This is a genomic window from Devosia sp. LjRoot3, from assembly GCF_964252865.1.
GTDB lineage: Bacteria > Pseudomonadota > Alphaproteobacteria > Rhizobiales > Devosiaceae > Devosia.
In genome coordinates this window covers 303,192-327,991 of sequence record NZ_CAXUPK020000005.1, presented here as the reverse complement: position 1 = coordinate 327,991, position 24,800 = coordinate 303,192, and the positions used below count along the sequence as shown (strand labels likewise).

The following is a 24,800-nucleotide window of genomic DNA, read 5'->3' as shown; positions in this document are numbered from 1 at the left end:
AAGGAATTTTCTTACAGGACCGGCAGATCGCCGGCAGCCCATGCGGCGCGCGTTTCGGCCGCAAAATCGGCCATGCGGCCGGCTTCGATAGCCGCCCGCGTGCCCGCGGTCAGCTCTTGATAATAGTGCAGGTTGATCTGCGAAAGGACCATGGCACCCAAAATCTCTTCCGTCCTTACCAGATGGTGGAGATAGGCCCGGCTCCAGCGCCGGCAATTGGGATTGGGCGACGCTTCGTCGAGCGGACGATGGTCATCCTTGTGCCGCGCATTCTTCAGATTGATGACACCGAAGCGCGTATAGGCATGCCCATGACGCCCTGCGCGGGTAGGATGCACGCAGTCAAACATGTCGACGCCGCGCTCGATGCCGCCGAGAATATCGTCCGGCTTGCCCACGCCCATCAGATAGCGCGGCCGATCCGTCGGCAGTTCCGGCGTGATATCAGACAGCACGCGGAACATCACTTCCTGCGGCTCGCCCACAGCCAAGCCACCAATCGAATAACCATCAAACCCAATCGACTTCAGCCCCGCCGCCGATTTCGCGCGCAGCTCGGCATCGTCGCCACCCTGCACGATCCCGAACAGCGCACGGTTCTGCTGATTGTTGAACGCTGTCTTGGACCGATCCGCCCAGCGCAGTGACAATTCCATCGCGCGCTCGATTTCCTTGCGCTCGGCCGGCAGTGCGATGCATTCGTCGAGCTGCATGATGATATCGCTGTCGAGCAGCGTCTGGATCTCGATCGACCGCTCCGGCGTCAGCTCATAGGACGAGCCATCGATATGCGATTTGAAGGTAACGCCCTTCTCGGTGAGCTTGCGCAGCTTGGCCAGCGACATGACCTGAAACCCGCCACTATCGGTCAGGATCGGCCGCTGCCAGTCCATGAAATCATGGAGGCCACCCAGCGAAGCCACTCGCTCCGCCCCGGGCCGCAACATCAGGTGATAGGTGTTCCCAAGCAAAATATCCGCGCCGGTCTCGCGCACCTGCTCGGGATACATGGCCTTTACGGTGCCGGCCGTGCCCACCGGCATGAAGGCCGGCGTATTGATCTCGCCCCGCGGCGTGTCGATGCGGCCGCGCCGCGCCGCGCCATCGGTTGCGAGAAGGGAGAAGGTAACCTGTTTCGTCGTGCTCATGGGCCGGGTTTCTAGCGGGTTAGCCCGCCAGAAGGAAGGCCCCAGCCACAAAGCCTTTGGCGCGCAGCGGTCGCAGTTGATGACGTCAGCCGGTTATCCCTTTCCGCGATTGGCAGAGCCCGAAAATCCAGAGCCTTTAGATAGTTGTAACTACCGGCCGTCCGATTTTCGCCATTCTCACCTGCCCCTATCGCTTCGACACTTTCTGTTGTTGAGGCCACTGATGTTCCGAACCGCTTTCCTCGTCGCCACGATTTCCATCGCCGCCCTTCCAGCATTTGCCCAGGAGGTGAACCAGATTGAAGGTATCTATACCGGCAGCGGCGAAGGCGATTTGACGCTGGACCTCACCCATATCGAGGACGATCGCTATGCCATCTCGATCAATACGATCGTGCCGATCCAGGAAGAATTCATGGGCTGTGCCGGCGGCATCGAGGGCGAAGTTCTTCTCTCCAAGAAGGGCGGCAATTTCTTCGTCGAAAACGAGACATACGACCCGGAAAGCGACTCGCCGATGCTTTCGCAGCAATATTGCGAAATCGGCATCACCTTCGATGGCGAAGGTGGCGTTGTCCTCGAAGAGCGCGACGGGTGCCTCGAATATCACGGCGCGTCGTGCGGCTTTTCGGGCACGCTCGTCCACGACGCAGCGGGAATCTGACGCTTAAAGCACCGTGTTGACCGCGTGCATCCCGACATTGATCGCCCCGAAAATCAGGGCGATCTCTATCGCCAGCCCCAAAAGGCAGAGGCCAACCCCGATAACGGCCCCTGCCCCATCCCGGTTCAGCATCGAAAAAGCCAGCACGCAAAGTCCGACATTGGGCACCGCATTGATGAACGGAATCGGCACCGTCATCGTCACGCTGAGCACCATGGTAAAAACGCCATAGGGAATGGTCGCCGCCGCCCCCGTAAGCCACCTCAGCCGAGGTCGCGAAAATCGCGCAATAATCCCGGTCACCCGCACCACCTGCTCACTCGCTTTCAGCAGCGGCGCCACGGGCAGCTTGCGATTTCCGATGATGCCGGGCAGCCGGATCGGCCGTCCCAGCACCATGGCCAGCGCAACGGCAAATGTCGTCCAAGCGATAGTCCCGCCAAAGCCTGGCGGACCGGGGATCATGTTGAGCAGCGTCAACATCAGGATCAGCAGCCGATGCGCGCCGGGTCCCATCGCTTCGACGAGCCGATGAAACGTCAGCTTCTCATCGCCACTGGCAGCAACCGTCTTCAGGCCCGCTACAATCCGATTGGTGTAGCGGACAATAGGCGGCGCGCCGCGGCTCACGCCTCGTCGTCCTCGTCGCCACCGGCGCGGAACAACAGCGAAGAGTCGCCATAGGAATAGAAGCGATAGCCATTCTCGATCGCGTGATGATACGCCGCCTTCATCTGGTCGAGGCCCGAAAAGGCGCTGACCAGCATGAAGAGCGTCGATTTCGGCAGATGGAAATTGGTCATCAGGATATCGACGGTCCGGAACTTGAAGCCCGGCGTGATGAAGATATCCGTATCGCCGATAAAAGGCTGCAACCGCCCGGTCGCACGCGACGCGGTCTCCAGCAGCCGCAGACTGGTGGTCCCAACCGCAATCACCCGCCCGCCTAGCGCGCGTTTGGCATTGATGCGTTCAACCGTCGCCTGGTCGATGTCACCCCATTCCGAGTGCATGACATGGTCATCCGTGTCATCCACCTTCATGGGCAGGAAGGTCCCCGCGCCCACATGCAGCGTCACGCGCTCCATGGTCACGCCGCGATCGCTCAATTGCTGCAGCAGTTTTTCGGTGAAATGCAGCCCCGCCGTCGGCGCCGCAACCGCGCCATCCTCGGCGGCATAAACGGTCTGATAGTCGACCTTGTCGCGCTCCTCGACGGCCCGCTTGGCCCCGATATAGGGCGGCAGCGGCATGGCGCCATGCGATTTGATCGCCTCGTCGAGCTGAGCCCCGCCAAGAACGAATTCGAGCGTCACTTCCCCGGTATCGCCCTTGCCGGCGACGCGGGCCTTGAGCGCATCGGCCTGCCCATTGCCCAGTTCCAACTCATCGAGCAGCGCCAGCTTCTTGGCCGGCCGCGCAAAGGCGCGCCAGGTATGCGCATCCACCCGCTTGTGGAGGTTAAACGAGACATTGGCCCGCGTTTCCCCGCGCACCCGTGTGCCCCGCAGTTCGGCCGGCAAGACGCGCGTGTCATTGACGACAAGCACATCGCCCGGCTGCAGGATGTCCAGCAGGTCGGGAATATGCCGGTCTTCCAGCGCTTCGCCGGGGCGCACCAGCAATAGTCGCGCAGAGTCGCGCGGCTCGGCCGGATGCAGGGCGATCAGTTTTTCTGGCAGGTCAAAGTCGAATTCGGAAACACGCATATCGGGCTCGTAGCACGCTTGTCGCGCTCCGAAAACGGGGCAAAGTCAGCAAGGTTGCCCTAAAGCACCCGGATCATCACCGCGCCGACGATCAGCAGCACAGCGCCGGCCACGCGGCCCATGGTGATCTCGCGCACGGCCATACCCATGAAACCAACCTTGTCGAGCACCAGCCCCGCCATCAGCTGCCCGGCCACTGAAAGCGCCATCACCGCCGCCGCGCCAATCATCGGCGTCAGCGTGATATTGGAGAACACATAGAACGCCCCAAGCAGCCCGCCGGCCACCAGCGTCCATTGCGCAGGCGCCGCAAAATTGATCGGCGTCGCCGTCACATGGCTGAAGAGAAAGGCCAGTGCCCACAGCACCACGCCACCGGCGAGGAATGACACGGCCGCCGCCGCGATCGGCACTTCCAGTGCCCGTCCGAGCCCGGCATTGATCGGCGCCTGCACGGCAATGCAAGCGCCCGCGAAGACGCCCATCAGCGCCCAGAGCAAAGTATCCATCTTCAAAGTCTTACGTCCTGAAACGGCCCGACAGAATCGGTCGGCTTACATGCCAAGGTCGCTCGACCGGCACGTCACCGTCCAGAGCCCGCCGCCATCCACGGCCAACACGCCGCCCACCTGTGCCTTCTGGGCCTCGGTCACCCGGCCGATACGAAAACTGAGCGCGCGGTGCTCGTTCCCCTTCTCGTCGCGCCAGGAAACCTCCCCGCCCTCGACATCGTCGCCGACAAAGCCGCGCGAAACATATTCGCCGTCATAATCGGGATGGTCGGCATTGGTCGACACGCCGAAATCATCGGTCAGCTGCACCTCGACGCTGAGAACGGGCTGCACGAAGGCTGGCCCGGTCACATAGGTCAGCGACACCTCGCCCTTTTCATCGGCGCAGGTGACGGTGTCGAGCGCAAAGGCGCTTGCTGGCAGCCCAATCACTGCCAGCGCAAGAACGAATGTCTTAAGCATCTTGTCCGATCAGCCCACCACGCAAGTCACATCGATGACCGTGTCACCAGAGGTGAGCTTGCCGGCCCATTCCTCAGTGGCCTTGTCATAGGTCACGCGCAGGCCGACCAGGATGTATTCGATATTGGGATCGACGAAATCGATCATCATATCGTCGCCCTCGGCAAAAGCCTGCCCGACAATAAAGGGCTCGCCTTCACCGCGGTCTGGTCCGGTCGAATAGGTCTTGTCGCCGATTTCGGCTGTGGCGCCGAGTACGCCCATCACGATGAGCCGGCCCATGGCCACATCCACCCAGCCGCCGTCGCCTTCACAGGTGAGGCCGGCGCTGGCGCTCGCAGGCGCTGCGAGCAAAAGGCTGGCGGCCGTAGCCGCCAGCAAAGACTTAGGCGATATCAGCCGCCACTTTGACGGAAACCATCTTGTCCGGATTGATGACGGGTTCGCCGCGCTTGATCTGGTCAACATTCTCCATGCCCTCGATGACCTTGCCCCAGACAGTGTACTGGCGATCAAGGAAACGTGCATCACCAAAGCAGATGAAGAACTGCGAATTCGCGCTGTTTGGATCCTGCGAGCGAGCCATGGAAGCGGTGCCGCGAACGTGCGGTTCAGCCGAGAATTCCTGCTTGATGTTCGGGTACTGCGAACCACCGGTGCCGGTGCGCGAGGGGTTGAAGTCGGGCGTATTGGAATTGCCGAACTTCACGTCGCCAGTCTGGGCCATGAAGCCATCGATCACGCGGTGAAACACCACGCCATCATATGCGCCTTCGCGGGCCAGCTTCTTGATGTGGTCGACATGGCCGGGGGCCAGGTCCGGACGCATCTCGATGACGACATTGCCCTTGGTGGTTTCGATGACGAGGGTGTTTTCGGGATCGGCGTAATCGGCCATGATTTTCGCTTTCGTAGAAATGAAGTGGCCCGGATTTAGGGGCAATGTGTTCCAAGCGCAAGGCGGCCCGGCAAGTTCCGGGCCCCCAAAAGCCGTCGCGTCTTACTTATATTCGATCGTGGCATCCACGATCTTGTCCGGATTGGCCACGGCGCCATTGGCGCTCTGCGGGCCCTTTTCCAGCGCATCGACGGCTTCCATGCCGGACACGACCTTGCCGAACACCGTGTACTGGCCATCGAGGAAGCTGGCATCGGCCGTGGTGATGAAGAACTGCGAATTGAACGAATTCGGATCCTGCGCACGCGCCGCGCCGAGCACACCGCGCTGGAAGCTCTCGGAGTTGAACTCAGCCTCGACATCCGGCTGGTCCGAACCGCCCATGCCCGCACGGGCAAGGTCATAGGTCGGCGAATCCGACTTGCCGAACTGCACGTCGCCGGTCTGGGCCATGAAACCGTCGATCACGCGGTGAAACACCACGCCGTCATAGGAGCCGGCTTCGGTCAGCGCGATGACGCGCTCGACATGCTTGGGCGCGAGTTCGGGCAAGAGCTCGATATCGACCGTACCGTCTTCGAGCGTCAGGATCAGATGCGGCTTGCCAGTCTGCGCCATCGCCGGCACGGCGGAGAGGGCAAGAGCTGCAATGGCGAGGCCGGAGAAGAGGCGGCGGGAAAAGGTCATCATGATGCTTTCAAGGCCTTGAGGACGATTGGCGGAACGAAGGCGGAAATATCGCCGCCCATTTCGGCGATCTGACGCACCAATGTGGCCGAGATATGCCGCACGGGCGGGCTCGATGGCAGGAAGACCGTCTGCAGGTCCGGCGCCATCTGCGCATTCATCCCCACCATCTGCATTTCGTAATTGTAGTCGGTCGTGTCGCGCAGACCCCGAATGATCAGCTTCGCGCCATGCTCGCGCGCCGCATTGACCATCAGGCCGGAGAAATCGACGATCTTGAATTCGGTATTGGTCCGCAGCCCCACCGGCCCCAGCACCTGCTGCAGGATGGCGTGCCGATCGGCATGCGAAAACAGCGGATTCTTCTTGGTGGCGCTGACGCCAACCCCAACCACCAGCGTATCCACCAGCTTGCAGGCGCGCTCGATCACATCGAGATGCCCGTTGGTCAGTGGATCGAACGAACCGGGATAAAACCCAACCAGACCGTTCATCGGCCCCTCCCTTGTAATTATTCGCGTTTTGTCACGGGCCGCGATGCGAGGCAAGCGTAACGGCCCCGAGCAACACCAGCACAGCGCCCCCGGCGAGGAAGGCCGCGGGCGTGCCCCACTGGCTGGCAATGAAGCTGCCGATCAGCGGCGCCGACAGCATGGTTAGCGTGATCACCGCCTCACCCGCTGCAAACACCCGCGCAATCCGGTCCGGCGGCGCATCGGCCTGCACGATGGTGCGATAGGGCACGAGCATGAAGGCCGTCGCCCCGCCCATGAAGCAAAGCACCAGCAGGAAGGCCGGCAACTGGATGGACCACCCCATCTGCGCGGCAATAGCAACCGCGCAGGTCGTCACGCCCGAAATCACTGCCGCCAGCGACATGGCCAACATCGGTCGCTTCCCGGCCATGCTCCCCGCCACCAGCGCTCCCACAAGACCGCCAAACCCGGACGCCGAAATGGACAGGCCAAAGGCCGTGGCACCAAAGCCAAAGCCTTCTGCCAGCAACGCAATCAGCGCGTCATAAAGAAAAAACGCAAAATAGGCGCAGGCCGAAAAGATCAGCGCCACCATGAGCCGCTGGCTCCGCCCAAATTCGCTGATCCCCTTGAGCGACTCGGTGAAGAACTTGCCCTTTTCCTCATCCGAAGTCGGGCGCGGCGGCAGCGTTACAGTCAGCGCTATCAGCGCCGCGACCAGCGAAAGGGCGGCATTGAGCATGAAAATGCTCTGTGCCGACCAGAAAGCCAGCAAGAGACCACCCAGCGCCGGCCCGGCAATCTTGGAAGTCTGGTTGATCGCCTGGTGCAGCCCGTTCGCGACCCCACGCAACTCCTCGGGCGTACTCGCCTGAATCGCCGCCTGTCGCGCCGGGGTAAAGGCAGAATCGATGCAGCCGCGCACGAAAACCAGCGCCAGCAGCACAGCCGTGTCGCCGGCAAAGGCAAAGCCCAGCGTCGCCAATCCCCGCCCGAGATTGCTGACTACCAGCACCGTTCGGATCGGCACCCGATCCACCACCACCGCCACGAAAGGCCCAACCAGCACATAGGGCAGGCTCAGCGCCAGCGCGAACATCGCGAGCGCAAAAGGCCCCTCGCCCCAGGCAAAAACCACCAGCGCCACAACGGCCGCATAGTCGAGCCAGTCCGAAAAATCCGCAGGAACGCTGGCAGCAGCAAGCCGCCTGGGCACTGGAAGGCGCAGCAAGCTGCCGTAGCTGGCCACGCTCATGCCGAGGCCCGTTTCAGAGCGCGCACGAAAACATCCTGATGGTCTCGGTCAATATCGGACTCGATCAGTGTCCAGCCGTTCTTTTCATAAAATCCGCGCATATGTGGCTTGGCCGACAGGTAGGCCACGGCAAACCCATGGGATGACAAGCGCTCCAGAACCGCAGAGATCAGCGTCCCGGCTACGCCACGACCACGCGCCTCCGGCTCGACCCACAAGGCGGCAAGGCAAGGGCCAAGATCAGGGCGGGCGTCAATATCGGTCTGAATGCTTGTCGCGGTGCCGATAAATCTGCCGTTGGAAACGGCGACAAGTGTGACCGAAAAATCCGCTTCGGACAGCACCATGCCCAGGGCTTCATCGACGTCAGACAGCGACTGGCCGTCAGGCTCCCACCATGCTCGCCAGATCCGCTCCGCCACGACAGATCTATGGGTAATCACATCACGAAGATCATGGATCTCCAGATTGAACGTATCGGGGCCGGCCTGTTCCATCAGGCCCGCTTCTGCATCGCCAGCCAGACACCGCCCAGCATCAGGATCAGGCCGGAAAGCCGAGACACCATCCGCACGCGCGCCGCACTCAATAGCCCACGTGCCCTGCCCGCCACCACAGCATAAATGGCATCGGTCGAACCGGCCACCAGCATGAAGAACAGGCCAAGCACCATCACCTGCGGAAATGTCGGCTGCGACACATCGACAAACTGCGGCAGGAAGGCGCCGAGGAAGATGAGAGCCTTGGGATTGGAGAGGATTACGACAAATCCCTCAAGTGCCGTGCCAAGATTGGATTTGCCGCGCTCCGCCTCGACAGTGCCAAGATCGCCATCGCTGCGCAGCATCTTGAAGCCGAGCCAGATGAGATAGGCGGCGCCGATCAGCTTGATCCAGTCGAACGCCGCGCCCATGAAGGCCACCAGCGCCTGCATGCCTAGCGCCACGACCAGCGTCATCACTAGGAAGCCGGCCTGCGTCCCCCCCACGATGGCGAGCCCCGCCCCGGTTCCGCGCGCCAAGGAATTGGCAACGATGACGGTCACCGTCGGTCCCGGCACGATGGCCAGGAGAAAGCAGGCGCCAAGATAGGGAATGAGCGTCGAAAGATCGAACACGGTGAGTCTCCTCTCAATGAGGAGCAAGCCACCGGGCGCCCGAAAAGACAAGAGTCATCGGCAGATGTCGTCGGTCGAACACCCCCGGTCGCCGTCATTGCCCGGCTTGTCCGGACAATCCATATTGCCTCCGCATGGATCGCCGGGACGAGCCCGGCAATGACGATGGAGCGGGAACTATAGAGCCGAAAAAGACAATGGGCGCCCAAGCGCCCCGAAATTTACTGCCCTTCGGCATAGGCGCGACCAAGCCGCCCGGCGAGGTCAGCCATCGTCTCGGCGGGGATGTCGAGCACGCCGTGCTCGGCCATCAGCGCGTGATACTGCTGTTTTTCGTAAGGCACTCCCGGCGGCAGCGGCACGACATGGAAATGCAGGTGGCTATTGCCTTGCTGGCTGCCCAGCGAGAGCACATAGACGCGCTCAACGGGCAGCACCTGTTTCATCGCCCTGCTGAGGCGATGGACCCTGGCTTGCAGAGCAAGATAGGCCTCGCTCGAAAGCTCCAGCGCGAGGTCCTCTACATGCCGCTTGGGGCAGACCAGCGCATAGCCAGGCTGAGTGGGGTATTTGCTAAGGAAAAGGACATGGTCCTCATCCTCGGCAATGATGTGATGGGCGTAGTCTGGATTGCGCTTCAGCAGCTCGCAGATGAAGCACGGACCATGACGAGAGCGGGCCACCAGCCCTTCGAGATCGAACGGCTGGCGGCCCTCATGCGTCATGCGTCGCTTTCACCGCCCTCGGCCGGCGGAGCAGCCTCATCGCCCTCTTCGCCTTCAGGTTCACTGATGCGCTCGACGGAAACCACCTTCTCGCCCTCGGCCGTGTCAAACACGATGACACCCTGAGAGCCGCGGCTGACGATGCGGATCGGCTTGTCGCCACCCACCGGCAGGCGAATGGTCTGGCCGCCATCGCTGATCAGCATGATCTGGTCTTCGTCTTCCACCGGGAAGCTCGCCACCAGATTGCCATTGCGCTTGTTGACCGCCATGGCGACGATGCCCTTACCGCCACGACCGGTGATCCGGTATTCGTGGCTCGAGGTGCGCTTGCCATAGCCATTCTCGGAAATCGCGAGAATGAACTGCTCGCTGGCACTCATCGAAGCATAGAGTTCCGGCTCGAGCGCACCGGCGACCACATCGGCCTCGTCCGTGCTCGGCTCTTCGCTCTCGGCTTCGCCGCGCACCGCACGGCTCATCTTGAGATAAGCAGCGCGCTGTTCAGCATCGGCATCGGAGTGATTGATGACAGCCATGGAGATGACCTTATCGCCATCCGCCAGCTGAATGCCGCGCACACCCATGGAATCCCGGCCCTTGAACAGACGCACATCGTCCACGCGGAAGCGGATCGCCTGACCCAGCGCCGTCGTCAGCAGCAGGTCATTGTTGATCGTGCAGGTGTCGACGCCGACGATCTCGTCGCCTTCATCGAGCTTCATGGCGATCTTGCCGTTCTGGCGCACTTCGACGAAGTCGGCCAGCGAATTGCGGCGTACCGTGCCGCGCGTCGTAGCAAACATGATGTCGAGATTGCCCCATGAGGTTTCATCCTCGGGCAGCGGCATGATGGAGGTAATGCGTTCACCCTGCTCCAGCGGCAGGATATTGATCAGCGCCTTGCCCTTGCCATTGGCGGCCGAGAGCGGCAGGCGCCAAACCTTCAGCTTGTAGGCAATGCCGCGGCTGGTGAAGAACAGCACCGGCGTATGCGTATTGGCCACGAACAGCCGCGCCACGAAATCCTCTTCGCGCGTCGACATGCCCGAGCGGCCCTTGCCGCCGCGGTTCTGCGCCCGATAGGCCGAAAGCGGCACGCGCTTGATGTAGCCGGCATGGCTGACGGTCACGACCATATCTTCGCGGGCGATCAGGTCTTCGTCGTCGAAATCGGCGACATGGTCGGAAATCTCGGTCCGGCGCTTCGAGCCAAACTCTTCGCGCACCGCTTCGAGTTCTTCACGAATGATCTGCCGCACGCGGTCGATCGAGCGCAGGATATCGAGATAGTCCTCGATCTCAGCACCAAGCCCATTGAGCTCATCGCCGATTTCATCGCGACCGAGCGCGGTGAGGCGCGCGAGACGCAGTTCAAGAATAGCGCGGGCCTGCTCTTCCGAAAGGTTGAACGTGCCGTCTTCATTGATGCGGTGACGCGGATCGTCGATCAGCGCAATCAGCGGCGCCACGTCGGCAGCGGGCCAGCGGCGCGTCATCAACTGCTCACGGGCCGTCGCCGGATCGGGCGCGGTCCGGATGAGCGCAATGACTTCGTCGATATTGGCGACGGCCACGGCCAAACCGACCAGGATATGGGCGCGGTCACGAGCCTTGTTCAGCATGAACCGGGCACGGCGCGTAACCACTTCCTTACGGAAGGTGATGAAGGCGTCGAGAATCTGCTTGAGATTCATCAGCTCCGGCTTGCCGCCATTGAGCGCCACGAAGTTGCAGCCAAACGAGGATTGCAGCGCCGTGAAGCGATAGAGCTGGTTGAGCACTACTTCGGGCAGCGCATCGCGCTTCACCTCGACGACGACGCGCATGCCTTCGCGGCTGGATTCGTCGCGAAGGTCCGCCACGCCTTCGATCCGCTTTTCGCGAACCAGCTCGGCGATGCGTTCCACCATCGCTGCCTTGTTCACCTGATACGGAATCTCGGTGATGACGATGGCTTCGCGTTCCTTGCGCACTTCTTCGACGCTGGAGCGCCCGCGCACGATGATCGAACCGCGGCCGGTCTCGTAGGCCTGGCGAATGCCGGCGCGGCCCAGAATGATTCCGCCCGTCGGGAAATCCGGACCCGGCAGGTGCTCGAGCAGTTCCTCAGTGGTGATCGAGCCATTTTCCAGCACAGCCAGAGTCGCGTTGATCGTCTCGGCGAGGTTGTGCGTCGGAATATTGGTGGCCATGCCCACGGCGATACCGCCGCCGCCATTGACCAGCATGTTCGGGAAGCGCGCGGGCAACACGGTCGGCTCGTGTTCCGAACCGTCATAGTTGTCGCGGAAATCGACCGTGTCCTTGTCGAGATCGTCGAGCATGAAGCCCGTGATCTTGCGCATGCGCACTTCGGTGTAACGCATGGCTGCCGGCATGTCGCCGTCGACAGAGCCGAAATTGCCCTGGCCCTCCACCAGCATCTCGCCCATGGCGAAATCCTGCGCCATACGCACCAAGGCGAAATAGACCGACTGGTCGCCATGCGGGTGATACTTACCAATCACGTCACCGACGACACGCGCCGACTTGCGGAAAGGCTTGTTATATTCGTAGCCGTTCTCGCTCATCGAGAACAGGATACGGCGGTGCACGGGTTTGAGGCCGTCGCGAACATCAGGCAGCGCGCGGCTCACGATCACGCTCATGGCGTAATCGAGGTAGCTCTTGCGCATCTCGTCGGTGATATAGATCGGAGCGATGTCGCCGCCTGGCATGGAGCCGGCTGCACCTTCTGGCGTATCTGTCACGGGGTGATTCTACGTTGGTTTTTCTTGTCCTACATATAGTCTGTTTCGGCTCAAAAGGCCAATTTCCACCCCAATAGGCTGTGGAGAGCCCGGGCTTGTCACCCAGCGCAATCCGGTTCGCTCGCATGTCCGGCAAAACGGGCTCGCGTCCAGTCGACAATATCCCCTGTCAGCGCCGAATCCGGCGCCACCAGCGAGACGTGATTTCTCCCCTCGTAGCGGCGATAGACGAGGTTTGTGCCCGCCGCGCAGAGACCGGCAACAAACCCCGCCTGCACCGGTTCGAGCACGATATCGTCGTCTACGCCCTGGCTGATGAAGACCGGCATGGAGAACGGTCCCACCGGTACGTTCTCTTCAAGCCGGGCACCCAATGGCGTGCCGTCCGGCCGCGTTGCAAAGAGTTCGCCCGGCAAAAGCGATAGCTGTGCGATCGAGTACAGGGCCTTTGCATCGACCGCGCAACGCCCGGCTATGTCCTGCAATACCCCCGCGCGATACCCCTCCACATAGTCTTCCACGCGCACGTCATCATAAATCTCGGCATAGGCATGGAGCAGATAGCTCGAGACAATCTTGCCGAACATGCCGCGCTGCGCGCCCTCGACCAGTTTGGGCAGGTCACTCGCCGGCGCCTGCGCCGCAACACCCAGCACTTCGATATCGGGCGCGTACTGTTCGGCCAGCATCCCCGTCCAAAGGGCCGAATTGCCACCCTGCGAATGCCCCCACACAACCGTGCGCGGCAGGATCTCCACCTCCGACATCTGCGCCGCCGCCCGAACGGAATCCAGCACGGCTCGCGCCGCATCTTCGCCCACGAGATAGGCGTGCCCGCCTTCCGTGCCGAGCCCGACATAGTCGGTCCCCACATAGGCCCAGCCTTCCGCCAGCAGTTCGCCCACCGCCGGCACATTCTTGAGCGGCCCAACCACAGAAGGCGCGCAACCCGGCGCCGTGCCATTGGTCCCATGCGCCCAGGCGACGGGCAGTAGCGGTCCATTCGCTGCCTCCGGCACCACCACCACGGCACTCGCAACTGCTGGCGTCTCATCGATCCGCGTCGTCACATAAAGAATGCGCCACGCCCGCGCGCCCTCGGGCACGTCGAAGTCATAGGGCTCCACCGCCAGCAAAGTCCCCGGCGCACCCTCGGCCACACCCGAGCGATAAAACTCCGCCGGCTGGTCCGGCCGCGCCCAAAACCAGCCTGCCCCAACAAAGGCCACCGCCACGACCAGCAGCGCAAAGAGCGCAATCAGCAATCGACGCATTCGTTCGGCTCCCTCCCCCAAAGCCTAGCAGCCAGCCCAAGCCCGCGCCACTTGACTCCCCGCTTCAATCGGCGCACTGTATTTGCATGATTAGCTAAGTACGCAAATGCAAGATCACCTGACCCAGACATTCGCCGCCCTCGCCGACCCGACCCGCCGCGCCATGCTGGCGCGCCTGGCCGATGGCCCCGCCACGGTCACTGAACTGGCCGAGCCCTTTTCGCTCGCTTTGCCCACGGTATCGCGACACCTGAAAGTGCTTGAAACCGCCGGCCTGATCACCCGCGAAAAATCCGCCCAGTTCCGCCCCTGCCGGCTCAATGCCGCGCCACTCGAAGAAGCCAATACCTGGCTCGCCACCTATCGCGAATTTTTCTCCGAGCGCTTCGACGCTCTGGAAGCACAACTCAAAACCATGATGGCCGCCAAGGCCCAAGAGGAGGACAAGTCATGACCGCACCGACCTTTTCGCTCGGCCGGGGGTTCACCCTCACCCGCACCTTTGCAGCTCCGCCTGACATGGTGTTCGCCGCCTGGACCGCGCCCGAAAACCTCGGCTGGTTCATGAATCCGGGCTTCACCAGCGATCTTCCCATAACCGTAGATCTTCGCGTCGGCGGTGCCTGGCGGCTGGAAATGATCGTCAATACCGATACCCGCTACATGACCGGCGGCATTTTCCGCGAGATCGAACCGGCCAAAAAGCTCGTCTTCACCTGGGGCGCCGTCGACGGCTGGCCCAAAATCGACCCCGACAACCTCGCCTTGGGACCACAGGTAACCATCCTCTTCCGCGAAGTGGCCGACGGCACGCAGATGATCTTCCGCGTCGAACTCCCCGATCAGCTCACCGAGCCCCAGACCGCCGAATGGATGTCCTCCGGCATGCTTGCCGGCTGGACCATGACCATCGACCGGCTGCAGCTTTAGGCCACAAAGCGGCCTGTCAGCCCAGAATGCCCGACAGGCCTTTTCCCAGCACGACCATGCCGATGAGGCCCAGAACCGTCATCACGATGACATCGTTGTTGCGAAGCAGGAATTGCTCGATGGACAACAGGAGCGGCGTCGCAGCCTCCCCGGCGATCGCCCGCGAAACTACGACGGCCGCCACCGGGCCCGAGCTCAGCGCCACAAGCAGCAGCGTGCTCAGTATCATTTCGCCAGAGGAGAGCGGCACGTAGGCCAAAGAGGCCATGGCGGCCAGCACCAGGCCAACATGCTTGGGATTTACTGCGGCCAGCGTCGCGCCCCAGAGCAGCGCCGCACCTGGACCGACCTGCCGGAGGGCATCCAGCCATTTCGGCGTGGCGGGTTCCTCGAGCCCCTGAGGGCGCGTTTTCCACTTCCTGGCGGCCGCCCAGAGCAACAGCCCGCCCAGGATCACGCGTAGCCAGTCCAGAACCACCTCTCCCCTCGGCCCGATGTCGCCCACGAGGTGCGTAACGACGGCCGCGGCAAACGCCAAGGCAACAAGCCCCGCAGCCCAGCCGGCCAGATACATCGGCCCGGACACCCGCGCACCTGGCGACCCGGCAATCAGCACAACCGCAATGATCGGCAGTGGACTTAGCGCGATCGCCGTAGCGATGGGCAATATGATGTCGATGGCATCCATCTTGGCTTCCCCCGCCGGCATCATATGTCCCGCCGGGGGGCGACGCATTGGCTGAGAATCCCAATCCAGAACCCTCGATCAACTATCGAAGATTCTGACCGCGGCTCCTATCGCGCGTCGTAATCCGCTCGCGCGGCATCGATCTTGTCAAAGCTGCGATTGGCCCACTCGATCAACTGCCCAAACGGCACGATCAGCGACTGCCCCAGCGGCGTCAGGCGATACTCGACAGACGGCGGCTTGGTATCGAACACCTGCCGCCCAACATATCCGTCGCGCTGCAGGTCTCGCAGCGTCTGCGTCAGCATCTTCTGCGAAATGTCGGGCACTTCCCTGTGCAACTCGTTGAACCGCTTCGGGCCAGCCGCCAGCGTCATGACGAGCAACATGCTCCACTTGTCGCCGATCTTGTCGAGCACATTCCGCACGGGGCACGGCGCCGCCGGCCCGGCCTCCGCCGCGGCGTTCCAGCGTTCGATGTAAATGGCGGCCATATCCTGTCCGTCCAGCATGCACTTACCTCAAGGTAATCTTCACCCGAAAAAGTGCCTCCTTTTCAGCCGCCTCGGCAGCGACTAGATAGCACTCTCCTTTCGATACTTACTCTCTGCCGACGCGGCGGACAAGTCGGTTCGAACTGTGTCGTCATGGAATGGAGAGTACAAATGAGCAAATTCACCAATTCGACCCTGCTGGTCACTGGCGCTTCCGGCAAGCTGGGCCGCCTCGCCGTCGAAGAGCTGCTGGCCCGCGGCGCCACCAAGGTCATCGCCGGCACCCGCGATCCCGCAAAGCTTCAGGACCTGGCCGCCAAGGGCGCCGAAATCCGCAAGATCGACTTCGATGAACCGGCAACCCTTGCCGCTGCCCTCGCCGGCGTTGAACGCGTCCTCATCGTCAGCACCGATGCCGTCGGTCGCCGCGTCGCCCAGCAGCAGGCCATCATCGATGCCGCCAAGGCCGCCGGCGTAAAGCACATCGTCTACACCTCGGCCCCCGCCGCCCGTCCCGACGCCGATGCCGGCCTCAATCCCGAACACTTCTGGACCGAAGTCGCCATCGCCGCCAGCGGTCTCGATTTCACCATCCTGCGTAATCACATGTATGCGGAAAACACCCTGGCCGACGCTGGCCATGTGATCTCCTCCGGCCAGCTCTTCGGCCTGATCGGCGATCGCGGCACCTCCTACGTCACCCGCGCCGACACCGCCCGCACCGCAGCTGGCGCCCTGCTTTCGGCCGAAGGCAAGACCGTTGAAGATGTCACCGGCCCGGCTCCCGTAACCAATGTCGAACGCGCCGCGCTCTTCACCAAGCTCACCGGCAAGCCGGTCAACGTGGTCGCCCTGACTCCGGCCGATCTGCAGAAGGGCCTCGAAGCCGCCGGCCTGCCGGACTTCTTCGCCGCCGCCCTCGTAGCCTTCCAGCGAGACGCCGTCACAGGCTTCCATGGCGCCGTCACCGATGTCGTCGAACGTTATTCCGGCCGCAAGCCGACCACGTTTGCCGACTTCCTGACCGCCAACAAGGCAGCCCTGGGCGCCTGACCTGCTTCGGTCGGGGCCAGATATCGTCCTGGCCACCGATGGGTGGGGGTGTGAGAGCCACGATCTAGAGCGCGTGAACACCCCTCCCCGACCCTCCCCATCAAGGGGAGGGTGCCCACCGAGTTCGGGAATGCGCCCTTGGCCAGTCCCACCCAACAGTGTTCCTACCGCAACACTTTTCCCCGAACAGCATCACTGCGTTACCTGCCGGCGCTCCACACAGTTCAAGCCCCTGCGACCGCTGGACGCACCCGAGCGAAACACTTAGAGATTCGTCCGATTGTCGCCTCATTTGCGGAGTCGGGGTTCCCGTGTCTTCTCCTTCCTGGTTCAAGCGTGTCCTGGCCCGCCTCACCTATGATCGTTCCATCGGTTTCGGCCTTGAGCATCTGGGCCTGACCACGGTCCGCTATCCGCGCCTCATGGCGCTCGGCGTCCTGCTCTTTACGGTCCTGTGCTTCACCCAGATCCCCAAGGCCAATGTCGACGGCGACCTCCTGCGCGTCTACGCCCATTCCGGCCACTATTACGACGCCTACGAGCACCTCTCCGAGACCTTCGGCACCTTCGAGAACGACCTCTACGTCCTCGTCAATTCCGAGCGCCTCGCCGAACCCGAAATCATCGAGCAGGTCCGCAGCCTCGCCTTCGAGCTTGAACTCAACGAGTTCGCCGTCGGCACCATGTCGCCCTTTACGCTGAGAAAGCCCTCGGCCTATGGCGGCTCAGAACCCGCTGTGCCCGAAGGCCTGCAAACCGCCGACGAAGTCGCCTTCGCCCTCATGGATCTTCAACAGAACGATCCCATGATGCGCAATCTCATCACGCCCGATCTCAACGGCGTAGTGCTCATCATGTTCCCCAATCAGGACGTGGTGAAAGAGCGTGGCGCCAAGGCCATGATCGAAAACCTGCGCCAGACCATCGCGCCCTTCCAGACCGCCGATATCAGCATCGAGATCACCGGCCCACCGGTCTGGACCACTGAAATGCTGAATGCCGCCGTCGACGATCAGGTGAAATTCACCGTCTACGGCTTCGCCCTCGGCTCCATCATCGCCCTGCTGGCCCTGCGCTCCATCGCCGGCGCACTCATCGTCGCCGCCACACCGTTCCTTGCGGTCATGTGGGCCATGGGCACGATCCTCCTGTTCTTCGGCTCCTTCTCCTTCCTCACCATCATCGTCACGACGCTGGTGCTGGTGATCTCCTTTGCCGAGTCCATGTTCTTTACCTTCAATTGGCTGGCCTATTGGCGCGACGGTATGGAGCCCAACAAGGCGGTCGATGCGACCATAAAACTGGTCGGCCCGGCGACGGCGCTGACCATGCTCATCTCCATGGTCAGCTTCGCCTCGCTCTCGCTCACTCCGGGCCAGGGCGTACGCGAATTCTCCATGGCCGGCGCCATGGGCTCGTTCCTGCTCTTTGCCTGCACCATGACCTTCCAGCCCCTGCTGCTGAAGCTCGCCGTGCGCCTCGGCTTCAAGGCCCCGCCCAAGTCGAGCGTGGTCCTCACCGCCCCCTTGCCCCTGAGCTGGTTCCTCGCCAGCCGCTTCGGCCGCCCGATCGCCATTGCCGGCATCGTCACGACGCTGCTGCTGCTCGTGCCCTATTTCCTCATCCAGCCGCGCTTCTCGTTTGAAGACTTCGTCGCCACGGAATCGACCGCCCTTACCGCGGCCGAAAACATCGACGAAGGCGTTGGTGGCGTTGCCCCGCTCTACGTTCGCGTGCCGCTCATCGAGCACAACCCCGATGTCGGCGAGGTCGATTTCCAGCGCATCAAGCTGGTGCATGAAATTCTCGAAACGGAGCTGGGCGAGAACAAGGTCATCTCCGCCGCCAGCATGACCAACTATACGGATTCCGGCTTCACCCGCGCCGAAGTGCTCGAAGCCGTGGGCCCCTTCATGCGTCAGCGCTTTGTCACCGAAGACGGCTCGCAGGCCCTGGTCACCGGCTTCATGCCCACGATCATCGATAGCGATGTCCTGAAAGACCTCGTCCATCGCGTCGAAACCGAACTCGTCTCCGCCGGCATAACCGACGCCGAAGTCGGCGGCTTCCGCGTGTTGACCACCTTCGCCACCGACGACATCGTTCGCGGCCTGCAAATGGACCTGACGCTCAGCGTCATCGTCAATCTCGGCCTCATCGGCTTCGCCTTCCAGTCCTTCCGCGTCGCCCTGGCTTCAGCCATCCCGAACCTGTTCCCGATCCTCGGCACCGAGGCCTGGCTCTGGTATTCCGGCGCCGGCCTGCAGCTGACCACCGTCATCGCCCTCACCATCGCCTTCGGTATTGCCGTCGACGACACGGTCCACTTCCTCTCGCACTACCTCCATGGCAGGCGCGAGGAAGGCCGCAGCCATGAAGATGCGGTGAAACACACGCTCCTGCGCATCGGCGGCGCCATTGTCGCCACGACGATCATCCTCTGCGCCGGCACGGCCATCATCATGTTCTCCGAGCTGCCGCAGGTGGCGCTGTTCGGTTCGCTCTTCGTCATCACTTTGGCGCTGGCGATCCTGGGCGATCTCTTCATCCTGCCGGCCCTGCTGATGGCCGGTGGCAAGTTCTTCCACAAACTCGGCAACATCCGCGTTCGCACCTCTGACCACGACGCGACGCCCGACGACCCGATGGGCGATACCATCACCCGCGAGGGCGGAACCGAGGGTGAAGCGCCTGATCCCAAAATCGCGTGAGCCCGTTTTCCCGCCAGCATGGATGGCATAACGAAAACACAACGCCGAATCTGACTGAATTTGCTATCAACCGTCGATAACCAGCCGGGGGGCTTGGTGTGACACTTGGAGGCTTTGCACTATGACCTTTCTCGGACCCCTGTCCCGTGCCGCTGCACTGGCAGGTATCCTTCTCTCGGCCGGCTTCGCCGCGACGCCCGCTTTTGCCGGGCCCAACGAAGTTGCCCTTCTGAAATCCTATATCGGTGAATGGCGCGGCCGCGGCACGCTGGTCGGCGCCTCGACCGAATCCGTCGTCTGCCGCCTTTCCCTGTCCCAGGGCAATTCCGACAAGGTCAACTATTCCGGCCGCTGCACCCTCGCCGGCACCAACCTCTCGGTTGCGGGCACGATGGCCTATGTCGACGCCTCCAGGCGTTATGAAGCTGCCATGACCTCCAACGCCACCTTCAGCGGCATTGCCGTCGGCCAGAAGCGCGGCAGTGGCCTGATCTTCAACCTCAAGGAGCGCACGCCCGACGAGGAAGGCAAGGACATGAACATCTCCGCCCAGATCGCCCTCAACGGCGACGCGATCAGCGTGGCCTTCGAAGTCGTCTACGTTGAATCCGGCGACAGCCTCCGCGCGGACGTCCCCTTCGCACGCTAATCAGCGACGCATATCTGTCCAAGGGCGGCCTTAGGCCGCCCTTTTTCGTTTTCAGCACTGACAAAACGGTGCTGCCCTCATCCCCTGCTCCCCTTAATCGCCCCTCCATCGTCATTGCCGGGTTCGTCCCGGCAATCCATCTCGCCTCCGCGTGAACCAACGGGGCAAGGCCGGTGGTAACGAGGAACCAGCCTCACCTCCCCACCAATGTCATCCCCGCGAAAGCGGGACCTCTGTTTCCCAACCGGGATCCCCGCTTTCGCGGGGATGACACCGTGGAATACGAGAAAACCGTCCCACCCCCGGCCGTCATCCTCGGGCCCGACCCGAGGACACTTCACTTCGCAATGCGTCAGTAAATACAGCCCCCTCGGGTCAAGCCCGAGGGTGACGACCCGCGATGGCAACCGACAATGGCGAGTTGAAGCAGGAGGCGGGCCCTCTACCCCTGTCGTCGCGCCCAAGCCCGCATCGCCGTCACAAGAAACTCGGCAAACCCCGGCTCGATCGTCTCATACCGCTTCCGAAAATCTGGATGCTCATAGACATCAGCCAATCCCCCATAGGCCTCCGGCGTGCACTCCCGCCCCCACGCGCTCCCCACCCAGCGCCGATGCGCCTCGATGGCCGGATCAAGCGCCGTCGCCTGCGGCGGCAATCCCCGCCGAAATCCCTCGGCCAGCGCGTCCTCGACGCGCTGAAGTTCGGCCATCATCCCTGCGCGTTCCTCCTCATTCATCTCACCCATAGCCTTCCGGCTCCGGGCAATCCGCGCCTCCATATCCCCGCCAAAGCGTTCCACCAGCCAGGCCTCATATTCGGCCTGCTTTTCCGGCGCGATCAGCCCGGAATAAAGTTCATTGTCCTGCATTACAGTCTCTCCTTCGAGACGGGCGATCGTGCGGTCGATCGTCCTCACCATGCCGGCGAACCGCTGCGCCTCGCTCTCGAGCCGGTCGCGCTGCTCGCGCAGCACAGCCAGCCTGTCGAAGTCAGGCGCATCCAGAATGGCGCCGATCTCCATCAGTGGAATATCGAGCGCCCTTTGGATGAGGATCTGCTGCAAGCGCAGCAATTCCTCTTCTCCATAGTAGCGATAGCGGTTTTCGCCGGTGAATGCGGGCTTCAGGAGACCAATCTCGTCATAGTGGTGCAACGTGCGCACCGACACGCCGGCAAGGCCAGCCAATTGCTGAACGGTATAGGTCTTCATCAGTCCACATTCTCCGCGAGCAATGCTTCTGCACCCTGACGCCGCGTGAGGGTCAATGCCCCTCATTTTCTGACTACAAAACTCAAAGATTGGCGGCTAAAGGAAAGCCATGCGAGCCCTCGTCCAACGCGTCCAGTCCGCCTCCGTCACCGTCGACAGCGAGATATCAGGCCAGATCGGTCCGGGTCTTCTCGTGCTCGTCTGTGCCATGCAGGACGACACCGACGACCTCGCCGATTGGCTGGCGCAGAAGATCGCAAAACTGCGCATTTTTCAGGACGATGCCGGCAAGATGAATCGCTCGCTTCTCGACATCGGCGGCTCTGCCCTCGTCGTCAGCCAGTTCACCCTTGCCGCCGATACCAAGGGCAATCGCCCCGGCTTTTCCCGCGCCGCCCCGCCCGAACGCGGCCGCGATCTCTACGAAAAATTCTCCGCCACCCTCACCGCATCCGGCATCCCCGTTGCAAACGGCATTTTCGGTGCCGACATGAAGGTTGCGCTCGTCAATGACGGGCCGGTCACCATCTGGCTGGATACCGACCAATGACTGAGCCGCAATCGCCCCTCGCCCGCAACCGGCTGATGCGCGCCCTTTATCTGGTCCTCGGCTTCATCCTGCTGATCACCGGCATCATCGGCATCTTCGTGCCCCTGATGCCGACGACGATCTTCCTCATCCTCGCCGCCTGGTGTTTTTCCAAGTCGTCGCAGCGCCTCGAAAACTGGCTGCTCGGCCACGCAACGCTCGGTCCCACCATCGTCAACTGGCGCGAATATGGTGTCATTCCTCCGCGCGCCAAGCTCATGGCCTGCACCGGCATGGCCGTCGGCTTTTTGATCTTTCTTTTTGCCGCCCACCCCGCCTGGTGGCTCTTCCTGCTTGTTGCCGCCATCATCGCTGGCTGCGCCTGGTACGTCCTCTCGCGGCCCTCCGCACCCCGCGGCAGCGAAGACCCCGCCTGAAACGAAAAGGGCCGCCGAAGCGACCCTTTGAGTAAGCAATCTCAGAACGGAATGTCGTCGTCGAGCCCGCCGGATTCAAACGCCGGCGCATTGGACGAGGGACGACGTCCGCCACCCCCGCCAGCATTGTTGCTGACGCCACGGAAGCCGCCATCGTCATTGCCGCGGAAACCGCCGCCAGCGCTGTCACCGGCGCCTTCGCCACGACCATCCAGCAACACCATCGATGCATTAAAGCCCTGGAGCACGATTTCGGTCGAGTACTTGTCAGCGCCCGACTGGTCCTGCCACTTGCGGGTCTGCAGCTGGCCTTCGAGATAGACCTTGCTGCCCTTGCGCAGATACTGCTCGGCAACCTTGGCCAGACCTTCCGAGAAGATCACCACACGGTGCCATTCGGTCTTTTCGCGCTGCTCGCCGGTATTGCGATCGCGCCAGCGTTCCGATGTCGCCACCGACAGGTTCACCACCTTGCCCCCGCTGGGCAGGTTGCGCACTTCGGGCTCGTTGCCCAGATTGCCAACCAGAATGACCTTGTTCACACTGCCTGCCATGGCGCTTGTCCTTTAAAAAATTCAGTCCCGGTCTGTTGCGGTCGCGGGACGCTCTCTCATGTGTGGCCGAAGCTTAGCCGCCCGTAACACGGCGCCCCTCCACGGTGACGCGCACCATAGACCGTTCCCCCGTGTGACGCACCCAAAACGGCGCTTATGTTCTCTTTATGTTCCAGTTATCCACTTGTCAACAATCCTTGGCTTGACCCCGATCAAAGCGCGGGCTCTCCCTATGCGCCAAAACCGCCCGGTATTCTGAAGCGAGTCCCGTCATGTCCGCCGATCTCTCCGCCCGCATCCGCCATCCCGGCCTCCTCGACCGCATCACCACGCCTGAAGCCGCCGCGGCGCTCATAAAGGACGGCATGGTCATCGGCATGAGCGGCTTCACCAAGGCCGGCGACGCCAAGGCGGTTCCCGTGGCCATGGCCGAGCGCGCCAGCACCGATCCGTTCCAGATCACCCTCATCACCGGCGCCTCCCTCGGCCACGATATCGATCGCATGCTCACCGAGGCAAAAGTCCTCGCCCGCCGCATGCCCTTCCAGGCCGATCCGACCCTGCGCAAGGCGATCAACCGCGGCGAGGTCATGTTCATCGACCAGCACCTGAGCGAAACGGTGGAACACCTTCGCTCGCGCCAGCTCGGCCCCATCGACTACGCCATCGTCGAAGCCGCCGCGATCACCGAGGATGGCGGCCTCGTCCCTACGACCTCGATCGGCAATTCGGCGAGCTTCGCCATCCTCGCCGAAAAGGTCATCGTCGAGATCAACCTCTCCCAGCCCCTCGGCCTTGATGGCCTCCACGACATCTACATCCCGAGCAAGCGCCCCACCCGCGCGCCCATCCCGCTCATGGCTTGCGACAGCCGCGTTGGCACGCCCTATGTGCAGATCCCGCCCGAAAAGATCGCCGCCATCGTCATCACCAACGAGATCGACAGCGCCTCCTCGGTGCAGCCCTCCGATCCCGAAACCAGCGCCATCGCCCACCACCTCATCGCCTTCTTCGAAAACGAGGTGAAGCGCGGCCGCCTCGATCTGACCCTCCAACCCCTCCAGGCCGGCATCGGCACCATCGCCAATTCGGTCCTGCAGGGCCTCGCCGATGGCCCCTTCCACCACCTGCGCCTCTATTCCGAAGTCTTGCAGGACTCCACCTTCGACCTCTTCGACGCCGGAAAACTCAGCTTCGCCTCGGCCTCCTCGATCACCCTCAGCGCCCCCTATGCCGAGCGCGTCTTCGGCAATTTCGAACGCTACAAGGACAAGCTGATCCTGCGCCCGCAGGAAATCTCCAACCACCCCGAGATCATCCGGCGCCTGGGCATCATCGGCATCAACACCGCCCTCGAATTCGACATCTATGGCAACGTCAATTCCACCCATGTCGACGGAACCATGATGATGAACGGCATCGGCGGCTCCGGTGATTTCGCCCGCAATGCCTATCTCTCGATCTTCGTCACAAAATCCCTCGCCAAGGACGGCGCCATTTCCTCGGTCGTCCCCATGGTCAGCCACATCGACCACACCGAGCACGACGTCGACATCCTCGTCACCGAAGTTGGCCTCGCGGACCTGCGCGAACTCGCCCCGCGCGAGCGCGCCCGCCTTATCATCGACAATTGCGTCCACCCCTCCTATCGCGCCCAGCTCGATGATTATTTCGCCCGCGCGTCCGCTCGCGGCGGCCACACGCCGCACCTGCTCGAAGAAGCTTTTTCCTGGCACACAAGGCGCAGGGAAACGGGAAGCATGAAGATCTAAGGCGGCCCCTTCTGTTCTTCTGACTCTCGGGAGAAGGTGGCGCGCAGCTCACCGAATTCGCTTTTGCGAATTCGGTTGGAATGAGGGGGA

Annotated in this window: 28 protein-coding genes; 9 read left to right on the top strand and 19 right to left on the bottom strand. The window is 62.4% G+C overall.

Translation table 11 applies throughout. From position 1 onward, the window contains the following. Positions 1–11: 11 nt before the first annotated feature. Complete coding sequence (gene tgt, locus ACSQ2A_RS18965) at positions 12–1,148, bottom strand: tRNA guanosine(34) transglycosylase Tgt (RefSeq protein ID WP_436073476.1); 1,137 nt, start codon at positions 1,146–1,148, stop codon at positions 12–14. A 223-nt stretch (positions 1,149–1,371) separates the two neighbouring features. On the opposite strand from tgt, the gene ACSQ2A_RS18960 reads away from it, so the two are divergent. After that, the gene (locus tag ACSQ2A_RS18960; protein ID WP_436073475.1) at positions 1,372–1,812 is read left to right on the top strand and encodes a hypothetical protein; all 441 of its coding nucleotides are present in this window, start codon (positions 1,372–1,374) and stop codon (positions 1,810–1,812) included. Between the two features lie 3 nt (positions 1,813–1,815). Here ACSQ2A_RS18960 and ACSQ2A_RS18955 read toward each other — a convergent pair whose 3' ends face one another. From ACSQ2A_RS18955 to ACSQ2A_RS18890, 14 genes are all read right to left on the bottom strand, one after another. Continuing rightward, positions 1,816–2,442: an exopolysaccharide biosynthesis protein gene (locus tag ACSQ2A_RS18955; RefSeq protein ID WP_436073474.1), complete on the bottom strand. Its 627-nt coding sequence runs from the start codon at positions 2,440–2,442 to the stop codon at positions 1,816–1,818. Further along, a complete protein-coding gene (gene queA, locus ACSQ2A_RS18950) occupies positions 2,439–3,521 on the bottom strand; it encodes a tRNA preQ1(34) S-adenosylmethionine ribosyltransferase-isomerase QueA (RefSeq protein WP_436073473.1) in 1,083 nt (360 codons plus the stop codon). Before queA ends, ACSQ2A_RS18955 begins: the two co-directional genes overlap by 4 nt. 59 nt (positions 3,522–3,580) lie before the next feature. Further along, on the bottom strand, positions 3,581–4,030 hold the full coding sequence (locus ACSQ2A_RS18945) for a DMT family transporter (RefSeq protein ID WP_295411799.1): 450 nt from the start codon (positions 4,028–4,030) through the stop codon (positions 3,581–3,583). A 45-nt stretch (positions 4,031–4,075) separates the two neighbouring features. After that, positions 4,076–4,495, bottom strand: a complete 420-nt coding sequence (locus tag ACSQ2A_RS18940) for a hypothetical protein (protein WP_436073472.1) — start codon at positions 4,493–4,495, stop codon at positions 4,076–4,078. 9 nt (positions 4,496–4,504) lie between these two features. Beyond that, on the bottom strand, positions 4,505–4,777 hold the full coding sequence (locus ACSQ2A_RS18935; protein ID WP_295411797.1) for a hypothetical protein: 273 nt from the start codon (positions 4,775–4,777) through the stop codon (positions 4,505–4,507). Between the two features lie 103 nt (positions 4,778–4,880). Continuing rightward, entirely contained in the window at positions 4,881–5,393 is a 513-nt protein-coding gene (locus tag ACSQ2A_RS18930; RefSeq protein WP_295411796.1) for a peptidylprolyl isomerase, read from the bottom strand. Positions 5,394–5,495: 102 nt separating this feature from the next. Then, a complete protein-coding gene (locus ACSQ2A_RS18925) occupies positions 5,496–6,080 on the bottom strand; it encodes a peptidylprolyl isomerase (RefSeq protein ID WP_436073597.1) in 585 nt (194 codons plus the stop codon). Further along, positions 6,080–6,574: a pantetheine-phosphate adenylyltransferase gene (coaD, locus tag ACSQ2A_RS18920; RefSeq protein WP_295411795.1), complete on the bottom strand. Its 495-nt coding sequence runs from the start codon at positions 6,572–6,574 to the stop codon at positions 6,080–6,082. The genes ACSQ2A_RS18925 and coaD overlap by 1 nt, the downstream gene beginning before the upstream one ends. Positions 6,575–6,605: 31 nt before the next feature. Further along, complete coding sequence (locus ACSQ2A_RS18915; RefSeq protein WP_436073471.1) at positions 6,606–7,811, bottom strand: MFS transporter; 1,206 nt, start codon at positions 7,809–7,811, stop codon at positions 6,606–6,608. Continuing rightward, positions 7,808–8,308, bottom strand: a complete 501-nt coding sequence (locus ACSQ2A_RS18910; RefSeq protein ID WP_436073470.1) for a GNAT family N-acetyltransferase — start codon at positions 8,306–8,308, stop codon at positions 7,808–7,810. Before ACSQ2A_RS18910 ends, ACSQ2A_RS18915 begins: the two co-directional genes overlap by 4 nt. Beyond that, the gene (locus ACSQ2A_RS18905) at positions 8,308–8,928 is read right to left on the bottom strand and encodes a LysE family translocator (RefSeq protein ID WP_436073469.1); all 621 of its coding nucleotides are present in this window, start codon (positions 8,926–8,928) and stop codon (positions 8,308–8,310) included. Before ACSQ2A_RS18905 ends, ACSQ2A_RS18910 begins: the two co-directional genes overlap by 1 nt. Before the next feature lie 221 nt (positions 8,929–9,149). Continuing rightward, positions 9,150–9,653, bottom strand: coding sequence for an HIT family protein (locus tag ACSQ2A_RS18900; RefSeq protein ID WP_436073468.1), 504 nt, complete (start codon positions 9,651–9,653; stop codon positions 9,150–9,152). Further along, the gene (gene gyrA, locus ACSQ2A_RS18895) at positions 9,650–12,373 is read right to left on the bottom strand and encodes a DNA gyrase subunit A (RefSeq protein ID WP_436073596.1); all 2,724 of its coding nucleotides are present in this window, start codon (positions 12,371–12,373) and stop codon (positions 9,650–9,652) included. The genes ACSQ2A_RS18900 and gyrA overlap by 4 nt, the downstream gene beginning before the upstream one ends. Before the next feature lie 131 nt (positions 12,374–12,504). Further along, positions 12,505–13,680, bottom strand: a complete 1,176-nt coding sequence (locus tag ACSQ2A_RS18890; RefSeq protein ID WP_436073467.1) for a lipase family protein — start codon at positions 13,678–13,680, stop codon at positions 12,505–12,507. A 106-nt stretch (positions 13,681–13,786) separates the two neighbouring features. Between ACSQ2A_RS18890 and ACSQ2A_RS18885 the strand changes: the two genes are divergently transcribed. Both ACSQ2A_RS18885 and ACSQ2A_RS18880 read left to right on the top strand, forming a co-directional pair. After that, positions 13,787–14,134 carry an ArsR/SmtB family transcription factor gene (locus tag ACSQ2A_RS18885; protein ID WP_436073466.1) on the top strand — a complete coding sequence of 116 codons (348 nt, stop codon included), beginning with the start codon at positions 13,787–13,789 and terminating at the stop codon, positions 14,132–14,134. Further along, positions 14,131–14,610 (top strand): SRPBCC family protein, encoded by a 480-nt coding sequence (locus ACSQ2A_RS18880; RefSeq protein WP_436073465.1) that lies wholly within the window; start codon positions 14,131–14,133, stop codon positions 14,608–14,610. Before ACSQ2A_RS18885 ends, ACSQ2A_RS18880 begins: the two co-directional genes overlap by 4 nt. 16 nt (positions 14,611–14,626) lie before the next feature. Here the strand turns inward: ACSQ2A_RS18880 and ACSQ2A_RS18875 are convergent, their stop codons facing one another. Continuing rightward, the gene (locus tag ACSQ2A_RS18875; protein ID WP_436073464.1) at positions 14,627–15,346 is read right to left on the bottom strand and encodes a GAP family protein; all 720 of its coding nucleotides are present in this window, start codon (positions 15,344–15,346) and stop codon (positions 14,627–14,629) included. A 59-nt stretch (positions 15,347–15,405) separates the two neighbouring features. Next, entirely contained in the window at positions 15,406–15,810 is a 405-nt protein-coding gene (locus tag ACSQ2A_RS18870; protein ID WP_436073463.1) for a winged helix-turn-helix transcriptional regulator, read from the bottom strand. Positions 15,811–15,963: 153 nt separating this feature from the next. Here ACSQ2A_RS18870 and ACSQ2A_RS18865 point away from each other — a divergent pair, with 153 nt between their 5' ends. The 3 genes from ACSQ2A_RS18865 to ACSQ2A_RS18855 all read left to right on the top strand — a co-directional run bounded on the left by ACSQ2A_RS18865 (position 15,964) and on the right by ACSQ2A_RS18855 (position 20,205). After that, positions 15,964–16,845 (top strand): SDR family oxidoreductase, encoded by an 882-nt coding sequence (locus tag ACSQ2A_RS18865; RefSeq protein WP_295411786.1) that lies wholly within the window; start codon positions 15,964–15,966, stop codon positions 16,843–16,845. A gap of 311 nt (positions 16,846–17,156) precedes the next feature. Next, positions 17,157–19,556 carry an efflux RND transporter permease subunit gene (locus tag ACSQ2A_RS18860; RefSeq protein ID WP_295411785.1) on the top strand — a complete coding sequence of 800 codons (2,400 nt, stop codon included), beginning with the start codon at positions 17,157–17,159 and terminating at the stop codon, positions 19,554–19,556. A 121-nt stretch (positions 19,557–19,677) separates the two neighbouring features. Beyond that, on the top strand, positions 19,678–20,205 hold the full coding sequence (locus tag ACSQ2A_RS18855; RefSeq protein ID WP_295411784.1) for a hypothetical protein: 528 nt from the start codon (positions 19,678–19,680) through the stop codon (positions 20,203–20,205). Between the two features lie 442 nt (positions 20,206–20,647). On the opposite strand, the gene ACSQ2A_RS18850 is transcribed toward ACSQ2A_RS18855, so the two are convergent. After that, a complete protein-coding gene (locus ACSQ2A_RS18850) occupies positions 20,648–21,418 on the bottom strand; it encodes a MerR family transcriptional regulator (protein WP_436073462.1) in 771 nt (256 codons plus the stop codon). A 109-nt stretch (positions 21,419–21,527) separates the two neighbouring features. On the opposite strand from ACSQ2A_RS18850, the gene dtd reads away from it, so the two are divergent. Together dtd and ACSQ2A_RS18840 are read left to right on the top strand one after the other, a co-directional pair. Then, positions 21,528–21,968, top strand: a complete 441-nt coding sequence (gene dtd / locus ACSQ2A_RS18845; RefSeq protein WP_436073461.1) for a D-aminoacyl-tRNA deacylase — start codon at positions 21,528–21,530, stop codon at positions 21,966–21,968. Beyond that, positions 21,965–22,384, top strand: coding sequence for a YbaN family protein (locus tag ACSQ2A_RS18840; RefSeq protein WP_436073460.1), 420 nt, complete (start codon positions 21,965–21,967; stop codon positions 22,382–22,384). The genes dtd and ACSQ2A_RS18840 overlap by 4 nt, the downstream gene beginning before the upstream one ends. Before the next feature lie 41 nt (positions 22,385–22,425). Here ACSQ2A_RS18840 and ssb read toward each other — a convergent pair whose 3' ends face one another. Further along, positions 22,426–22,938 (bottom strand): single-stranded DNA-binding protein, encoded by a 513-nt coding sequence (ssb, locus tag ACSQ2A_RS18835; protein ID WP_436073459.1) that lies wholly within the window; start codon positions 22,936–22,938, stop codon positions 22,426–22,428. A gap of 272 nt (positions 22,939–23,210) precedes the next feature. On the opposite strand from ssb, the gene ACSQ2A_RS18830 reads away from it, so the two are divergent. Continuing rightward, positions 23,211–24,710, top strand: coding sequence for an acetyl-CoA hydrolase/transferase family protein (locus ACSQ2A_RS18830; RefSeq protein ID WP_436073458.1), 1,500 nt, complete (start codon positions 23,211–23,213; stop codon positions 24,708–24,710). Positions 24,711–24,800 lie beyond the last annotated feature (90 nt).

Bases quoted from the DNA above. Each gene is read 5' to 3' on its own strand.
- dtd (WP_436073461.1), top strand. From the start codon at position 21,528: ATGCGAGCCCTCGTCCAACGCGTCCAGTCCGCCTCCGTCACCGTCGAC.
- ACSQ2A_RS18915 (WP_436073471.1), bottom strand. From the start codon at position 7,811: ATGAGCGTGGCCAGCTACGGCAGCTTGCTGCGCCTTCCAGTGCCCAGG.
- ACSQ2A_RS18865 (WP_295411786.1), top strand. From the start codon at position 15,964: ATGAGCAAATTCACCAATTCGACCCTGCTGGTCACTGGCGCTTCCGGC.
- ACSQ2A_RS18880 (WP_436073465.1), top strand. From the start codon at position 14,131: ATGACCGCACCGACCTTTTCGCTCGGCCGGGGGTTCACCCTCACCCGC.
- tgt (WP_436073476.1), bottom strand. From the start codon at position 1,148: ATGAGCACGACGAAACAGGTTACCTTCTCCCTTCTCGCAACCGATGGC.
- ACSQ2A_RS18900 (WP_436073468.1), bottom strand. From the start codon at position 9,653: ATGACGCATGAGGGCCGCCAGCCGTTCGATCTCGAAGGGCTGGTGGCC.
- ACSQ2A_RS18890 (WP_436073467.1), bottom strand. From the start codon at position 13,680: ATGCGTCGATTGCTGATTGCGCTCTTTGCGCTGCTGGTCGTGGCGGTG.
- ACSQ2A_RS18875 (WP_436073464.1), bottom strand. From the start codon at position 15,346: ATGCGTCGCCCCCCGGCGGGACATATGATGCCGGCGGGGGAAGCCAAG.
- ACSQ2A_RS18930 (WP_295411796.1), bottom strand. From the start codon at position 5,393: ATGGCCGATTACGCCGATCCCGAAAACACCCTCGTCATCGAAACCACC.
- ACSQ2A_RS18925 (WP_436073597.1), bottom strand. From the start codon at position 6,080: ATGACCTTTTCCCGCCGCCTCTTCTCCGGCCTCGCCATTGCAGCTCTT.
- ACSQ2A_RS18945 (WP_295411799.1), bottom strand. From the start codon at position 4,030: ATGGATACTTTGCTCTGGGCGCTGATGGGCGTCTTCGCGGGCGCTTGC.
- ACSQ2A_RS18885 (WP_436073466.1), top strand. From the start codon at position 13,787: ATGCAAGATCACCTGACCCAGACATTCGCCGCCCTCGCCGACCCGACC.
- ACSQ2A_RS18840 (WP_436073460.1), top strand. From the start codon at position 21,965: ATGACTGAGCCGCAATCGCCCCTCGCCCGCAACCGGCTGATGCGCGCC.
- ACSQ2A_RS18960 (WP_436073475.1), top strand. From the start codon at position 1,372: ATGTTCCGAACCGCTTTCCTCGTCGCCACGATTTCCATCGCCGCCCTT.
- ACSQ2A_RS18850 (WP_436073462.1), bottom strand. From the start codon at position 21,418: ATGAAGACCTATACCGTTCAGCAATTGGCTGGCCTTGCCGGCGTGTCG.
- ACSQ2A_RS18910 (WP_436073470.1), bottom strand. From the start codon at position 8,308: ATGGAACAGGCCGGCCCCGATACGTTCAATCTGGAGATCCATGATCTT.
- queA (WP_436073473.1), bottom strand. From the start codon at position 3,521: ATGCGTGTTTCCGAATTCGACTTTGACCTGCCAGAAAAACTGATCGCC.
- gyrA (WP_436073596.1), bottom strand. From the start codon at position 12,373: ATGCCAGGCGGCGACATCGCTCCGATCTATATCACCGACGAGATGCGC.
- ACSQ2A_RS18855 (WP_295411784.1), top strand. From the start codon at position 19,678: ATGACCTTTCTCGGACCCCTGTCCCGTGCCGCTGCACTGGCAGGTATC.
- ACSQ2A_RS18870 (WP_436073463.1), bottom strand. From the start codon at position 15,810: ATGCTGGACGGACAGGATATGGCCGCCATTTACATCGAACGCTGGAAC.
- ssb (WP_436073459.1), bottom strand. From the start codon at position 22,938: ATGGCAGGCAGTGTGAACAAGGTCATTCTGGTTGGCAATCTGGGCAAC.
- ACSQ2A_RS18935 (WP_295411797.1), bottom strand. From the start codon at position 4,777: ATGGGCCGGCTCATCGTGATGGGCGTACTCGGCGCCACAGCCGAAATC.
- ACSQ2A_RS18830 (WP_436073458.1), top strand. From the start codon at position 23,211: ATGTCCGCCGATCTCTCCGCCCGCATCCGCCATCCCGGCCTCCTCGAC.
- coaD (WP_295411795.1), bottom strand. From the start codon at position 6,574: ATGAACGGTCTGGTTGGGTTTTATCCCGGTTCGTTCGATCCACTGACC.
- ACSQ2A_RS18940 (WP_436073472.1), bottom strand. From the start codon at position 4,495: ATGCTTAAGACATTCGTTCTTGCGCTGGCAGTGATTGGGCTGCCAGCA.